Origin of the sequence: Halobellus sp. LT62, from assembly GCF_037031285.1 — an archaeon.
GTDB lineage: Archaea > Halobacteriota > Halobacteria > Halobacteriales > Haloferacaceae > Haloquadratum > Haloquadratum salinisoli.
The window spans coordinates 925,295-940,691 of the sequence record NZ_JAYEZO010000001.1; the positions used below are offsets into that span (position 1 = coordinate 925,295).

Here is a 15,397-nt window from a genome sequence, read left to right on the forward strand (position 1 = left end):
ATTATCGCACGGCGACGACGACGCTGATGTTGTCACTTCCGCCGTTCTCGTTCGCGCGCTCGACGAGCCGCTCCGTGATCGTCGCGGGATCGTCGGCCGCGCCCACGATCTCCTTGATCGCCCCATCCGAGAGTTCCTCGGTCAGCCCGTCACTGCAGAGTAACAGCGTCCCCCCGACGTCGACAGTGTCGGTGTCGGGATTGATTTCGCTGCCCGGGCCGAGTGACTGCGTGATCACGTTTCGCTGCGGATGGTCGCGCGCTTCCGCCGGAGTGAGGGTCCCGCTCTCCACGAGTTCTTGGACGAGTGAGTGATCGACGGTCAGCTGATCGACGTCATCGCTCGAAACGTGATAGGCCCGGCTATCGCCGATGTTCACGAGCGTAGCCGTCTGTCCTTCGAGGAGTGCGGCGACGAGCGTCGTTCCCATATTGTCGAGGCTCGAACCTGACGCCGCGGCCGCTTCGAGTTCCGCGTTGGCCTCCGCAGCGGCGTATCGAAGGAGCGTTTCGCGGTTGCAGTCGCTGTCAGCGGGAGTATCGGTGTCCCCGTCGAGTTCGTCTGTCGCGAGACCGGCTCTCAGCGCTGATTCGAACGACGACAGCGCCGTGGCGCTCGCTATCTCGCCGGACTGGTGCCCGCCCATCCCGTCCGCGACGGCGAGCAAGTCGCTATCGTCCGTCAACGACGTCGCGAGCACGGCGTCTTCGTTCGTCTCTCGCGTCTCGCCGACATCGCTTCGTGCGTGAATCTCTCCGCCCCGTGCGGTCTCCGTCGTGTGGTCGTTTCCGGTGGGGGTCATACGGTGATTAAGACTGCGAGTACAGTCGCTCGGCGCGGTGAGCGATCAGGCCGAGCTCGTCGTTCCACTGATCGTCCAAGTCGGTCCCGCGGAGCGCGCTCTGTGAGACCTTCTGATCCAACCGGTCGACGATCGCGTTGAGGTCGTCTTTGAACGTGGCGTAGGCGTCGCTGTCGAGCGGATGTTCCGCGGTGAACGTCTGCAGTTCGCTCGCGTATTTCAGGCACTCGTTCGGCGACTCCTGCCGGGACTTCCGAAGGTTGTCGGCGACCGATTGAACGTACGACGCGGGCGAAACGCCCTCCATCAGCGACTCGGAGTTCTCGTTCGTCAGTCCTAGCTCTTCGAGTTCCGTCTTCGAGAGCGTCTTTCCGCTGTGCTCACGCTCGACGGTGACTCTGAATGTCGTGTTGTACCCCACTTTGACCGTCGCGTCCTGCGTGAGTCGCTCGGACTCGCCCGTCTGGAGATCCCGCTTCAATACGCCAGTGTCGATACGCACGGCGTTCGAGTTATGCTGATTGGTGACTTCGATGGCGTCATCGTGCGGGACGAACGTGATCGGTGCCTTGCCGTTGGCGCGTCGGGAGACGGTCATATCGCGCACTCCGAGTTCGAAATCGCCGTTTGAGGTTGCTGCGAGAATGTCGCTTTCGGAGCGGAAGACGCCGACCGGTTCTTCCAACACGACCCGACGGACGGTGTCGCTATCGCCGTCGATCGGTGCCAAGTGACCCTGCATCTCACCCGTTCCAGTTCTCCAAACTGGACGCCGTTTCGTCGATTGCGGATTCGAGGTGTTCCTGTGAAATCCGACGGATCTCGTCGACGTCCCGCGACTCTTTGAGCGCTTTCCGCGCTGCGTTCGCGGCGATGATCTCGAGATCGCTCGAGGAGTACCCCTCAGTGAGCGCTTTGATTTCATCCCAGTCGATAGACTCGGTGAGCACCGGGCGATTCCGGAGGTGAACGCGGAGGACCGCGGCGCGGGCCGTCGGGTCCGGCGGCGGGACTTCGATCCGCTCGTCGAACCGCCGCCACGCGGCCCCGTCGATGTCGTCGGGACGGTTCGTCGCAGCAACGACGACAACCTCCTCGCCCTTGATCTCGGACATCTCCGTGAGGAACTGCGTGATCATCTGGCTCTCGCTCATCGTTTTTTGCGCACCGCCGCTGCGCTGGGCCGCGATGGCGTCGATCTCGTCGATGAACAGCAGGCACGGCTGGTTCGCCCGTGCGACCTCGAACAGTTCGGCCACGTTGCCGGCGGATTCCCCGACTAATGAACTCGTGAGATCGGCCGCGCGCGCCTCGATGAAATTGTAGCCGAGCCGCCCCGCAAGCGCCTGCGTGATGTACGTTTTTCCGGTCCCGGGCGGTCCGTAAAGCAGGACTCCGTTCACCACGCCGAGGTCGTACTCTCGATACAGTTCCGGCCGGTTGAGCGGGTCGATCACCTTGTCCTTGAGCGACTCTTTCAGCTCGGTCATCCCCCCGACGTCGTCGAAATCCATCTCGGGGGGTGCCTGCAGGTACTCGTCGGGATCGGGGGCGTCGTCGTCGTCAGCATCCGACTCGGAAGCGCGATGGGATCCGCCTCCGGACCCGCTTCGATCGTCCCCTCCAGAGCCCGTTTTGCTGGTGCTCGTCGCTTCCTCGTCCGATTCTACACTGTCGACGCTGCCGTGTTGGTCCAGTGCCGCGGCCGCCTGTTCGAGGTTGTCCGCGAGGTTCTCACGCTCCGTGCTGAGACGGTCGCTCGATTCGAGCGTCGCGATCTGTCGCAGGACGTCGGCACACTCGCGGTAGTATTTCGCGGCCTTCGACGGGTCGTCGTTCTCGCGGGCTTGGTCCGCGATCGCGCGATACTGCTCGTAGTCGTCTTCGAGGAGGTCCTTGTGGGCCCCGTCTTCGAGTGACATAAGCGAGTCCTCCAGCCGTTATAACCCGAGTTGATTCTCCGCCTCGTCGAGGTCGTCCATCTCTATGTCGGCTGACACCGCCTCCTCCTCTTCGACCTGTATCTCCGCGTCCAGATCGACCTGCTCTTCGGACATATTTCCGGCCGCCATCTCCTCCATCTTCTCCAACTCGGCGTCGCCACCTTCGACGGACATATCGCTGGACATAATGTCGAGATCCAGACTCTGTTGGACCTCCTGCATCACGTCCATATCGAGCTCGAACTGGATCATCTGATCCATCATTTCTTCTTGGACTTGGTCGGCGTTGATATCGTTGTTCTGGAGGATCCCCTCGATGTTCGACTGGTTCGCGCCGTCGTGCATCTCCATCAGCTCGCGAGCGCCTTCGACGGTGACTACCGTCCCGAGCACGAGGCTGTTCTTCTTGTACTGCTGCTTTTTGATCTTGTACTTCTTCTTGGCCATCTTGGCCTTCTGGGCGATCCGCTGGCGATCCAGTGAATCGGCCTCAGAGCCCTTTTGAAGCAGCTGTTTGTACTCCTGGGCGTAGTTATCCATCTCCTTTTGGATACCTTGGCGCTGGCGCTTCAGCCGAATTTTATCCTCTTTGAGGTCTTGGTTGCTGTACATGCTCTCATCGAGCAGCGATTCCGTGTCTGCGGTACCGAAGTAGTTCTGCAGTGGTTCGCGAAGTTGCATTGTTGGTGAACGTAGTGGATGGTCGGCTAACGGTGCGCCTCAGAGTTCGGGCTCGATCGCCATTACGGTCGTGACGACGCCGAGAACAGCGCCCATCGCGGCCGCGAGGACGAGCAGCTTCATCCCTTGGACGGTGACTGTGAGCAGTTGCTCGCCGTATGTCGCTTGGGCGTAAATTACGACCCCGCCGAGTCCGATGCCGCCGAACGCGCCGACGGCGAACTGCCGTTCCATCACGACGAAAACGGCGAGCACAAGCAGCGCTCCGAGGATCCCGTTCAGGATGAACACCCCACCGAGTTCTATTGCTCCAATTGACATTATTCTCGCTAACTAGTAGCACCCAAGTAGACCTACTTAAGCTTTCCTTAATACATATAGATGCTGTCAGAACCGGCTCATCGATACTGGACAGTAGTAACGCCTGTTATCGATGTCTTCGGGGACTAATACGGCCCGACGGGCGGTGTCTCAGGCGTCACCGGTCGGTAATCAGAACTTTCAGCTTTCTCGTCTTGATTCAACCTGCCCGTTCTGATAACTCTTGTCCGTTGTGAGTTACGTGTGTGCGTCGAGAGGGTACACGGACGCCCACTATGTCGGAAAAATTTAATTAGTATGCGGAAAACTCCTCCGTAGGGCGATGACTGCGGGTTCGACAGCCGTCGTTTCGCGAGCGCTTTCGAGCGGAAACGCCTGTCTGCCCACCACGGAACGGGATCCGTCTGAGATCCCCGCACGGACCACGCAACGTCGACTACCGACTCACCCGATCACACAATGATCACACTCCACTACGATGACTGACTGTACGGACTGGCTCAGCGATCTCACACACGCTGCGGAGATCGTTCTCGACGAGGACCTTGCGGCGTTGGAAAAGATGCCCGAGAGCTCACGTATCGACCGATACGAGGAGATCAAGGGCAACGAAGAGACGCTGCTGTGGGACTTCAGTAAGGAGTGTTCGGACTTCGTAACTGACGCCGAACGGGAACACCTCCGCGGACAGCTTCGGCTGGCGCGCCTGCTCTTGGCGGCGAGTCTCTTCGACGACGGCGACTTGCCCGACGAACTCGCCGACGACTTCATCGAGGCCGAACTCCGAGCAGTGATCGAGTTCGACGAGTACAAGCAGTTCGACGTCCTCTCCGAGGAGCAGATCGAGGGACGCATCCGCCGGATGGAAGGTGAGGTGTACGAGCTCGTCACCGAGTACACCTCGACGCAGATCGCGAACATCGACGAGCTCGTCGACAATCCCGACGTCCAACAGGACGTCATCGAGAAGCTCGTCGACAGATACGACGAGCGTCGGGAGAAGATCAGACAGGGGTTCTTCGTCTACGTGGAGACCCACGGGCTCGAACATATGGTCGATGCGATCGAGGACGCGGTCACCGCCGTATCGGCCGCCGCGACGGAACGCGAGACGGTCCGCGACGAACTCCGGACGGATCTCAGCGAGCTGTCGTCGGAGCTGGCGTCGTCGTACGATCAGCACAACAGACAGTTCCAGCGCGAGGCTCGGCAATTGGAGCAGCAGTTGGCGAGTCCGACGGCCGACGACGACTCCGTCGCGGCGCAGCTCGAACAGATCCGTGCCGAGCGTGCGGAGGTCTCTCAAGCCGAATCGAGAGCGCTCGAGCGTCTCGATGCGCAAATCGAGCGGACGAACGAACTCGAGACGCGCCTCGAACAGCAGGTCTCCGAGCTCGAAGCCGTCAGAGAAGAGACCGCCAATGCGGACCGCGAGGCCGCTCGGAACGAAGCGACTGAACTCGTCGAGTCCGAGATCGAGAACCTTCACGAGGAGCAGACGACGATCAGGACGGAACTCGAACGACTGGAGACGAAGCGGGGACAGATCGAGTTACACAGCGACCGCCTCGACGACCGCGAGGCGGAGTTCGCCGCACAAATCGAGTCGACGGACGCCCCCGTCGACACGGACGCCGGCGCTGGGGTGACGGGAGACGAGCTCGTCACCGCGACGATCGCCCGGCTCCTCGAACTCGATTACCTCGGGCGCTTCGATACGGCGATGCACGAACTGACGACGCTAAACACCGCCGACGGGCCGTTCGACGTCCCGGAGGGCTACTGGGACGGGCGCAGTCAACGGACCAGCGACCGCCCGAAGCTGAACGACCTCCTGCTGGCGGGCGAAGAGCCCAGCGACTACCCGACGAATCAGACCGCCCGCTACGAGATCACCGATTCGAAGTACTTCGGCCTCGGCGCGGAGACCCGGATGGTGGTCGAGGCGATGGTCTTCGCGCACTTGGACGCGTACGCGACCAACGAGTTCGACACGCAACCGGCAGACCTCGACGACCTCCTGTCGCTGGTCAACGACGCGGTTTATGAGGCCGAAAACGGCGATTACACCTACCTGCTCGCCATCGCGTCACCGACCGGATGGACGGATCGAGTTCGCCGGCAAATCGCGGCCGACGACCTCGCACGGACCCACTACAGCCGACAGGTGAGCGTCTGCCTCGTCGATCTCCAGTCGGGAGAGCTCATCTACGACGGCTCCGACCCGTTGGTGAGCGAAAACGCCGACATCTTCGAGCCCGCGATCGACGCCGAGCGGATCGACGCCTGCGAGCGCCTGATCCGCGAGAAGTACCTCGATGACGTGACGTGCGAGAGCGTTCTCCTCGAAGAACTGCTCGCAGATCACGGAATCGACTCTCACGTGGTCAAACGGGCGTTCAACAGGCTCGAAACCGAGGGCGAGGGCGAACAGCTCTACGTCGACGACGTCGGCCTCGCGCTCTATCTCGAGTAGGGAGAGGCTACTCGAGCGCAATCGGCAGATCGGCTCGTTCTGATCGCTTCGGCCGTCTCTCGTCCGTTCGATGAGAAACGGCGAGGCGTTCACCTTAGAATTCCGTAATTATAAGTGAATCCTATAGAGTAGTAAACAGTATCTATGGGAACTGCCGAAGAGCAGGTTGGCGGCATCGGGCTTCGTCCGCCGGGTATCAGGCGGCACCACGTTTGGTTCGCGATTTCTTTCGGAGCCGGGGCGGCGATTCTGCCGCCGACCGGTGCACAGACTATCGCGGGATGGGTCGGCGGCGTGGTCGGTTCGTTCGTCGCCGCAATTCTCATCCTCGTGGTGTCCCTCTTCGCCGTTCGCTCGCTCGACGAGTGGCGGCCACCGACTGAGTCGCGCGAAGGTGTCCCCGACACGCACGTCATCAAAGCCGTGTTCCTCCTGATCTGTGTGCAGTTGTTCGTGTTCGGCACGCAGATTTCGGTTGATTTGGGCCCCCGAGCGATCGTCTATCTGTTGGCACCGCTGAACGTTCTGGTGAGCGGGACGATTCTGTGGGATATGTACTCGCTTTCCGGTCAGGGAATCGAGTGGGATTCGACCGATTACGGATACGCCGCGCTGGCGCTGCTCGTCGGGTTCGCCGGCGGATTCGGCTACTGGTACCGTCGGGGACGGGCGCGATCGGCGTGGTTCGACGCCCGCGAGTCGGAAACGGAGGCCGACGGTGATGACGCCGAGGCCGAGACCGGAGACGTGTCCGAGGGGACTGATGAGGTGACCGCTTCGGCGGCGTCGGAGGCCGAATCCGCCAGCGGCGAGTCCACCGAGACGTCGACGGAACAGCCCGACGCCGCGTCCGGCCGAGACGAAGCGAGCGCGACGGAGCGGAGCGATCCCACCACCGCGTCGGCGGAGCAGGACGACACGGACGTAGATGATCGAGAGTGAGGCGTCGATGCCGGCGCGACGGAGTCGATAGTCACCGATGGATCGGGTAACTCGCCGCTGGACACTCGGTTCGCTCGGAGCGCTTCTCACCGCCCCGCTGTTCGGTTCGACGAGTGTCGACGCGCAGGCGGATTCCGTGTGGCCGATGTTCGGCTACGATCCCCAGAACACCTCGAGCAGTCCGTCGGTCGGACCGAAACGAGCGGTGTCTGAGACGTGGGCGCTCGAAGCTGACGACGCCGTCCAGTCGGCCGCGACCGTTACCGAAGACGTGGTGTACGTCGGGAGCGACGATGGGGGCCTCTACGCAATCGACCGCTCGGACGGGACCGAGCAGTGGGTCTTTCGGACGGACGGGAGCGTCTCCGGCGCGCCGGCGGCCGTCGACGGAACCGTCTACGTCGGCAGTACGGACGCCACGTTGTACGCGCTCGACACGGCGGCGCGGGAGACGCGGTGGACGTACGAGACCGGTGGCGGGATCGAGGCCGCACCGACCGTCACCGACGGCACGGTCTACGTCGGGAGCGACGACAACAGCCTCCACGCTGTCGATATCGACGATGGAACCGCTATCTGGACGTTCGAGACGGGCGGAATCATCACCTCGACGCCGGCGGTCGCCGACGGCACGGTCTACGTCGGGAGCGCCGACGGAAGCGTATACGCCGTCGACGCCACGTCGGGTACCGAACGGTGGTCGTACGCGACTGACAACGGCGTGAACTCGTCGCCGGCCGTCGCTGCGGGGACGGTGTACGTTAGCAGCAGTGACGGCCACCTGTACGCGCTCGACGCGGCGACCGGAGAACGGAGTTGGCGGTTCCCGCTCGAAGGGCTCGGCGGGACCTCGCCTGCGGTCGCCGACGGCGCGGTGTACGTGACTGAGGGAGTTCAAGGGACGCGGATCCACGCGCTCGATGCCGATACCGGCGAACGGCGCTGGTCGGGTGAGACCGGGGCGAGCGTGCGCTCCTCGCCGGCGGTCGCCGACGGCGTCGTCTACGTCACGAGTACGGACAGCTACGTGTACGCCATCGAGACGACCGAGGGCGACCTCCTCTGGCGACTCTCTCCGGGAGACTCGATCACCGCGTCCCCGACGGTCGTCGATGACACGGTCTACGTCGGGAGCACGGACGGGAGCCTCTACGCGTTGCGTGGCACCACCACCTCTCCGGATCCGACGGCGACAGCCGCTTCCACGCCGACGGCGACGACCCGGGCTCTCGGCCCGTCGGGCGAGACGGGCGATGGCGGCTTCCCGCTCCTCCCGACCGCACTCGGCGCTGCGGGCTTGGGTGGGGGCGGCCTCTGGTGGTACCGCGCACGTTCCGATCCCGGGGGGAGTGAGGGCGGCGGGGCCGAAGAGCCCGCCGTCTCACCCGACACAGGCGGTGGCGAGTCACCGGATCCGAGCCCCGGACCGAACGACCCTCGTGCCCGTGACCGCGGCGAGGCGGACGGTGCGACTGAGAACGGACCCGCCACTCCCGATCCGCCGATGTCGCCCGCCGATCGAACTGCGGAATCGGGCGGTGAGGTGTCCGATCCCGGGTCGGTGTCGATCGACGGGGAGCGCCGCGAACCCGACCGAATTCTGGCCGTTCCCAAGGCGTCGTTCGCCTACGACGACTTCGTATCGGAGACGCAGATCAGCGAGCGCGACACCGGAACGATAACGCGGGCGACAGTCGAGACCGCTAGCGGCCCGTTGACGGTCGCGGTCGCGAGACCACGGCTCACCGGAACGGTCGGGGCCGACGAGCTCGACAGGCTTCTCACCGAGGCCGAGACGTGGCAGAAGCTCGACGACCACGACCACATTGTCACCGTGATCGCGTACGGGGGCCAACCCCTGCCGTGGATCGCGATGGAGTACATGGACGGTGGCGACCTGAGTGACCGCACCGACGACATCGGCCTCCTCCAAGCCACTTGGACCGCGATTTCGGTTATCAACGCGGTCTACCACGCTCATCGAAGAGGAGTCCATCACCTGCATCTGAAGCCCGGCAACGTGCTCTTCCAGTCGACGGAGGGCTCTTGGGACGTTCCGAAAGTCTCCGATTGGTGGCGCGGATCGGAAACCGCCCGCGACGTCACGGGGCCGGCGCTTCGGTACGCCGCGCCGGAGCAGATCGACGACGCGTACGGCCCGCTCGACGATCTCACGGATGTCTATCAGGTCGGGGCGGTGTTGTACGAGCTGTTCACCGGGCGGCCGCCGTTCGACGAGACCGTCGAAAATCGAGCGAGAGCGAGTATCGAAGCCGAGCCGAACCCGCCGAGTGACGTCGCAGACGTGCCCGCAGCGCTCGACGACATCCTCCTGACGGCGCTCGCCACAGAGAAAGCCGATCGCTACGACTCGCTGGTCTACCTGCGAGACGCGCTCGTGGACCTCTACGAACAATGAATGGCAACGACGATCCCTCCGTGTCCCGACGGCGGCTGCTGCAGGTGCTCGGCGGCGCGAGCGTCGCGGGAGCCGGCGGCGGGGCCGTCACCACCGCGTCGGCGCAGGCTGACTCAGTGTCGTGGCGGAAGTTCCGCGGGGACACCAACAACACCGGATTCGCGTCCGCACAGACCGGTCCGACGGAGAACCCCGAACTCGCTTGGTCGGTTGAGACGGCCGTCGGCGTTCCTTCATCGCCGACTGTCGTCGACGACACGGTCTACGTCGGGAGCGGCGACGCAAACGTGTACGCGCTCTCGACGGACGACGGGTCGGTACGATGGACCCACGAGACGGGTGCGGCGGTCGCCTCCTCCCCCCTCGTCGTCGACGGAACGGTCTACGTCGGGAGCGGCGACGCAAACGTGTACGCGCTCTCGGCGGACGACGGGAGCGAACGCTGGCGGTACGAGACCGGAGAGGGTGTCTTCGCGTCCCCGACGATCGCTGACGACACGGTCGTCGTGGCCAGCCGCGATCAGCGCGTGTACGGCTTGTCGACCGATGACGGGACCGAGCTATGGCGCTTCGAGACCGACGGCGAGATCTGGTCGTCGCCGGCGATCGACGGCGGCACGGTCTACGTCGGGAGTCGCGATCAGTACGTGTACGCGCTCTCGACGGACGACGGGAGCGAACACTGGCGGTACGAGACCGGCGATTGGATCGAGTCGTCGCCGGCCGTCAGCGGTGACACGCTCTACGTCGGGAGCCTCGACGGTTCGGTCTACGCGCTCTCGTCCGCTGACGGTTCCGAGAAGTGGCGCGCGGGGCTCTCTACTGTGATCGCGTCCTCGCCGGCGGTCGACGGCGACACGGTCTACGTCGGGAGTCGCGATCAGCACGTGTACGCGCTCTCGATGATCGACGGGACCGAGCTGTGGAGCTTCGAGACCGACGGTCGCGTGTTCTCGTCGCCGGCGGTCGCCGACGGCGTCGTCTACGTCGGCAGCGCGGACACCACGGTCTACGCGGTATCGGCGGACGACGGGAGCGAAGTGTGGTCCTACGACACTGAGGGAGAGATATTCTCGTCGCCAGCGATCGACAATGGAACGCTGTACGTGGGTAGTAACGACGCGGCGGTGTACGCTCTCGCCGATCCGGAATCCGCCGGAAACGACGGGGTGACTGGGCTGATGGTCCCAGCAGCCCTCGGTGCGCTGGGCCTCGGCAGCGCGGGACTCATCTGGACGTACCGGCGCGGCGGCGACGAGAGCGAACCGGGAACCGGTGGGTCCGGATCAGGTCCGCCAGCGGCTGGCGCGACCGAGGCGACGTCCGCGGCGAGCGGGCGAGCCGCCCCCGCGCCGTCAACCGACCGCTCGTCGACGGACTGGCTGGCATCGGGCACGACGCCCAGCGTCGAAGAGCGGATGGTCCCCACGGACATTCCCACGGCACCGCCGGTCAGCGTCGAGTACGACGCGTTCACAGACGAGACGTCGATCGGCAGCGGTGGCAACGCGGACGTCACGCGCGCGACGCTCGATACCGGAGACGGTTCGGTCTCGATTGCCATTAAACGGCCGCGGCTCTCGGGGACGATCGACGCCGGCACGATCGATCAGATTCTCACTGAGGCCGAGACGTGGCAGAAACTCGACGACCACGACCACATCGTCGACGTGATCGACTACGGGGCGCAACCGCTGCCGTGGATCGCGATGGAGTACATGGACGGCGGCGACCTCGGCGATCGCATCAGCGAGATCGAAATCGAACAGGCCATCTGGACGGCATTGGCCGTTACAAACGGCGTCCACCACGCGCACCGACAGGGTATCGCCCATCTGGATCTGAAACCGGAGAACATCCTCTTCAGATCGGTCGAGGATGCATGGGACGTGCCGAAAGTCTCCGACTGGGGCCTCGCGAAGGAACTGCTCAATCACTCGAAGAGTATCGAGGGGTTCTCTCCGCAGTACGCCGCACCCGAACAGTTCAGCGACGAGTACGGAGCCGCCGACGACATCACTGACGTCTACCAGTTGGGCACGGTGTTCTACGAGCTGTTCACCGGTCGGTTGCCTTTCGAGGGATCGCCCGCCCGGGTGATGCAGGCCGTGTTGAACGAGGACCCGGCACCGCCGAGCGACTACGTCGATGTCCCCCCGGCGCTGGACGATATCCTCCTGACGGCGCTCGAAAAGCGGAAAGACGACCGATACGATTCGCTGGTGTATCTTCGCGACGCGCTCGAGGAACTCTACGACGGCCACGTGAACAAGTAACTCCTTTCCCTACTCTCTCGGCGATGACGCGCCTCTGACGGACGTCTGCGTACCGGTAGCGAGTTCTCCCTCTTCGAGCGGTACGTCACTCGGAGGAACGCGGCCGGCGGAAAAAGCGATCGGTGCCGGTTCCGAGCTGCCGGGTCGACCTGCCTACTGCAGTAGCAAGCCGTTTCTGAAGCCGTCGCGGGCGTCGTTGACGTCGCCCGTCTCTCCGGACTCGACGATCGTGTACGTCTGGACGGCTTTCCCGCCGTAGGACGTCTCGACTTCGCTCGTCGTCGTCAGGCCCTCCCAAGTGATGTCTCCGCGGCTGATCGCGGCCTGCATCGCAGACTGTCGGTCGTCGGCGTCGATGATGCGATCGATCGTTTCGCAGTCCGTCGTCGCCCGCAGAGTTGGGTCTGAGACGGCGTTGGGTTCGATCTGTTCGATCTGTGCGTTCTGGTTGACGACCACTGAGAACGTCGTCGTCGCGCCACCGGATTCGACGTTAATGTTCACGCGCTCGCCGACCATCGCGTTCCGAACCGAGTTCGGAATCCGATCGGACGACTGCTGAATCCGGGTGTTCACCTGTTGGATTCCGACCTCGTTCAACCGCTGTGTGACCTCCGATTTACTCACGTCGAGACACGACAGCGCAGTGGACTCTGCGTCCTGTTGATATAGCTGCGAGAGCTCTATGTCTGTACTCACGGTTCCCTGTGCGGCGGCTGGTGCCGTGGCTGCGACTACGAGACAGCAAATGATGAACGTCGCCGCCAACGGGATTCTGTTGGGCCCTCCCGAAGACCCCCCTTCTGATTCCATATTTTAGTTTTCTAGTAGACACATTATATATATCTGTTGTAGAACTAATCGTTTCCGAGTCGGTGAACGATTCGGGCACGGCCCTGTCCTCCGCTAAGTACACCCGCTCCGATCGAGGTCGTATCTTATAAGTAGGGGCCGACACGAGACTGGCGGCACAATGGACGACGTACTCGAAGTGGTCGACGTCGTTGCCGATTCGGGATTCGAGGGCGTCATCACGTGGGTACTGCGCTTGGTAGGGCTGCTCGTCCTCCTCGGCGGGCTCGGGCTCTGGCTCCTCACTGAGATGGGACTGCTCTGGCTTCCGGCAGTCCTGATACTCGTCGGCGTCGTACTGCTGGTCGTCCCGAGCGTGCTGTTGCTGCTGGCCGAGTTCGCGTAATTCGGTTCTCGCGGTGACACATCACGATCGTCCGTAGAACGTGCGTTTTCAGCGGTATACCCTCCGGCTTTCATCCGTCAGACTCCTCGCGGAAGTGCTCGGAGCAGAAAGTATGGGGCCGGAGGGATTTGAACCCCCGATCGACTGATATCTCCGGTACGCGCCTCGGTACTCCAGAGGGTCGTCGTCGCGAACCGATGATCAGTCGGCCGCTCGGTATATCAGTCTGGAGTGTCGTCACCGGGCGCAAGCCTCTGGAGTCAGTCGCCATGCCGGGCTTGGCCACGGCCCCTGTGCGTGCGTCTTCCCGTATGCCGATACCGCATAAAGGAATTACGATCGGCCGACGGGTCCGAACGCGTCCGATCGTCGAAGCTCGTTACCGATCGGTATCGGACCACGAACACTCTTGGCACTTGTACGCGGTGACGAACTCGGTCACGCTCGGCATATAGCCCACCGAGAGGACGTTCTCGCCGCATTCGGGACAGTCCATCTCGGCGTCTTCGATCGCCTCTGCTTCCAGCGGGCGCTCGCCTTCGACGAGTTCGGCGAGTCGTTTCGGCGTTACCATCCGCCCTTCGACGACGCGGTTGCTCATACCCTGTGGAGGAAACCGAACGTGGTAAATCCGTCGTGCCGCCGTTGCCGCTCGCGGAGTTGCTCGTGACAAAAATCGTGGGGCTGGAGGGATGTTGAACCACGAGGACTTCGCTCCGCTCGTCCTCTGGGCCCAAATCCCCGATCGACTGTTATCTCCGGTACGCGCCTCGGCGTGCGCCCTTCAGAGCCACGGGGCCCGCGAACCGTCGGAATCCGGATATCCGTAGCCGACGTCGCCGCCGGTCTCGTCGGATTCGCGCTCGTCGTCCTCCTCGTCGTGGTCGACGCCGTCGGTGACGGCCGTTCGAAGCGACGAGAGCGCCCCGCCCACGGTCACGTCGCGGCCGCGGTCCTCGCCGTCGACCGACTCGGGATCGGGCGTATCGTCGGCGTCGTCCACAACAGCAGCGTCGTGCTCTACGTTCGCGTCCGGATCGTAGGCGAACAGGGCCGTGACGCCCAGCACCGCGAGCGCGACGGGCGCTTGGGTTGGAAGCAGGCCGAGTACGTCGACGGCGAGCATTCCCAGCGCGACCGAGCTCCCGAAGCGGAAGCGGTCGATGTCGACGGCCCCGCGGAGGCTCGGCGCGAACACGGCGACGGCAAGCGCGAAGGCGACGCCGGTTCCGGCGGCCGCCACGGCGCGGGCGATCGTCCCGACGTCGGGGTCGATCACCAGCGCCGCGCCACCGAGTTCGAGGCTCGCGATCAGGCCGAAACCGATGATGACGCTCGGTGAAGGGAGGTACTCGCCGACCTTCGCGGAGGCGGTCTTCGCCGCGACTGCGAGGATGACGAGGCCGGCGAAGCGGTGGAAGACCTCGAAGTTCAGCACGCTCTTCAGCGTCTCCGCGAAGAGGGCTTCCACTCCCGCGAGCGGGAGTAACAGCGCGCCGATCAGGAGGATCGACGTCACCTGTTCGCGGCGCGTACCGTCCATCTCCGCGAGGATGACCGCGACCGTCGCCGACCCGCCGAAGATCAGCAGTCCGGTCTCGATGATCCCGAGCGGGCTGCTGAGCGCGCCCGCGATGATGAGCGCGGGGAAGATTCCGTCGACGAGCGGGAGAGCCATCACCGTCGCCAAGAGTCGGGTCGCACCACCTACCCGCTGCTCGAGGCGGAGTGCGACTGGATGCCGAGAGACGCTCATTCGCGACTAACGGCCGTCACCATCGGCCAGACGGCGATGCGGGCGCAAGCCCGGTGCGGAGACACCGAGGGCCTGCGGGAGCACTCCGAGCACGGAAGGGGTCGGGTTTCCGCGTTTGAAATTCTGCATCGCTGTAAATGTAAACGTCGCATCGAAGTCCGTGGGCTGCTGACCGACGATGCGCGATGCAGAGGGACACTCGGAGTCCATACCTAATTGCTGTCGTGACGGCATATTAAACGTTGTGTGGGACGGGGGCTCACGGTTCTGGGTCTCTTACAGCAGACGCCCGAAAAAGTCGTGATTCTGTCGAAACTATCGCTGATACGCTGATAATCTACGACTCTCCCGGCTCCGAACGGCGAATATTGCGACAACACCCGAATATTGCGACGACACCTATCGTTGCGTGTACAAGTCACCAGCATCCGATCGCACGACAGGGGGCAATCGGATGCGCAATCAGTTGCAAACGCTACTCGCTGATTTCTTGGAGACAACCCTGCCCGGATACCATACTGATCGAAGCGAATCCACCGAAACGAACCTACAGGACGACGCTGGGTGCGCGCACAGGATCCAG

Annotated in this window: 14 protein-coding genes and 1 tRNA gene; 5 read left to right on the top strand and 10 right to left on the bottom strand. The window is 63.5% G+C overall.

All coding sequences use genetic code 11. The annotated features are described in order from the left end of the window. Nucleotide 1 precedes the first annotated feature (1 nt). The 5 genes from U5919_RS04660 to U5919_RS04680 are packed head-to-tail and all read right to left on the bottom strand — an operon-like array spanning nt 2 to nt 3,747. A complete protein-coding gene (locus tag U5919_RS04660) occupies nt 2–802 on the bottom strand; it encodes a Stp1/IreP family PP2C-type Ser/Thr phosphatase (RefSeq protein ID WP_336022494.1) in 801 nt (266 codons plus the stop codon). 7 nt (nt 803–809) lie between these two features. Then, complete coding sequence (locus tag U5919_RS04665) at nt 810–1,544, bottom strand: hypothetical protein (RefSeq protein ID WP_336022496.1); 735 nt, start codon at nt 1,542–1,544, stop codon at nt 810–812. A 1-nt stretch (nt 1,545) separates the two neighbouring features. Then, on the bottom strand, nt 1,546–2,724 hold the full coding sequence (locus U5919_RS04670; RefSeq protein ID WP_336022500.1) for an ATP-binding protein: 1,179 nt from the start codon (nt 2,722–2,724) through the stop codon (nt 1,546–1,548). An 18-nt stretch (nt 2,725–2,742) separates the two neighbouring features. Beyond that, nucleotides 2,743–3,426 (bottom strand): hypothetical protein, encoded by a 684-nt coding sequence (locus U5919_RS04675; RefSeq protein WP_336022502.1) that lies wholly within the window; start codon nt 3,424–3,426, stop codon nt 2,743–2,745. 39 nt (nt 3,427–3,465) lie between these two features. Then, nucleotides 3,466–3,747 carry a hypothetical protein gene (locus U5919_RS04680; RefSeq protein WP_336022505.1) on the bottom strand — a complete coding sequence of 94 codons (282 nt, stop codon included), beginning with the start codon at nt 3,745–3,747 and terminating at the stop codon, nt 3,466–3,468. Between the two features lie 478 nt (nt 3,748–4,225). Between U5919_RS04680 and U5919_RS04685 the strand changes: the two genes are divergently transcribed. The 4 genes from U5919_RS04685 (at nt 4,226) to U5919_RS04700 (ending at nt 11,860) form a co-directional block, all read left to right on the top strand. Continuing rightward, nucleotides 4,226–6,223 carry a coiled-coil domain-containing protein gene (locus U5919_RS04685; RefSeq protein ID WP_336022507.1) on the top strand — a complete coding sequence of 666 codons (1,998 nt, stop codon included), beginning with the start codon at nt 4,226–4,228 and terminating at the stop codon, nt 6,221–6,223. A 144-nt stretch (nt 6,224–6,367) separates the two neighbouring features. Further along, on the top strand, nt 6,368–7,165 hold the full coding sequence (locus U5919_RS04690) for a hypothetical protein (protein ID WP_336022510.1): 798 nt from the start codon (nt 6,368–6,370) through the stop codon (nt 7,163–7,165). 37 nt (nt 7,166–7,202) lie between these two features. Beyond that, nucleotides 7,203–9,584 (top strand): outer membrane protein assembly factor BamB family protein, encoded by a 2,382-nt coding sequence (locus tag U5919_RS04695; protein WP_336022512.1) that lies wholly within the window; start codon nt 7,203–7,205, stop codon nt 9,582–9,584. After that, the gene (locus U5919_RS04700; protein WP_336022514.1) at nt 9,581–11,860 is read left to right on the top strand and encodes a beta-alanine-activating enzyme beta-propeller domain-containing protein; all 2,280 of its coding nucleotides are present in this window, start codon (nt 9,581–9,583) and stop codon (nt 11,858–11,860) included. Before U5919_RS04695 ends, U5919_RS04700 begins: the two co-directional genes overlap by 4 nt. A 153-nt stretch (nt 11,861–12,013) precedes the next feature. On the opposite strand, the gene U5919_RS04705 is transcribed toward U5919_RS04700, so the two are convergent. Continuing rightward, the gene (locus U5919_RS04705; protein WP_336022516.1) at nt 12,014–12,673 is read right to left on the bottom strand and encodes a hypothetical protein; all 660 of its coding nucleotides are present in this window, start codon (nt 12,671–12,673) and stop codon (nt 12,014–12,016) included. A gap of 160 nt (nt 12,674–12,833) precedes the next feature. On the opposite strand from U5919_RS04705, the gene U5919_RS04710 reads away from it, so the two are divergent. Beyond that, a complete protein-coding gene (locus tag U5919_RS04710) occupies nt 12,834–13,058 on the top strand; it encodes a hypothetical protein (RefSeq protein WP_336022518.1) in 225 nt (74 codons plus the stop codon). A 113-nt stretch (nt 13,059–13,171) separates the two neighbouring features. Here U5919_RS04710 and U5919_RS04715 read toward each other — a convergent pair. From U5919_RS04715 to U5919_RS15975, 4 genes are all read right to left on the bottom strand, one after another. After that, nucleotides 13,172–13,350 (bottom strand) — tRNA-Trp (locus tag U5919_RS04715). An 87-nt stretch (nt 13,351–13,437) separates the two neighbouring features. Then, the gene (locus U5919_RS04720) at nt 13,438–13,659 is read right to left on the bottom strand and encodes a DUF5795 family protein (protein ID WP_336022520.1); all 222 of its coding nucleotides are present in this window, start codon (nt 13,657–13,659) and stop codon (nt 13,438–13,440) included. A gap of 183 nt (nt 13,660–13,842) precedes the next feature. Then, nucleotides 13,843–14,814 carry a DUF5794 domain-containing protein gene (locus tag U5919_RS04725; RefSeq protein ID WP_336022523.1) on the bottom strand — a complete coding sequence of 324 codons (972 nt, stop codon included), beginning with the start codon at nt 14,812–14,814 and terminating at the stop codon, nt 13,843–13,845. Between the two features lie 6 nt (nt 14,815–14,820). Further along, nucleotides 14,821–15,048, bottom strand: a complete 228-nt coding sequence (locus tag U5919_RS15975; RefSeq protein ID WP_486617186.1) for a DUF8099 family protein — start codon at nt 15,046–15,048, stop codon at nt 14,821–14,823. Nucleotides 15,049–15,397: the final 349 nt, after the last annotated feature.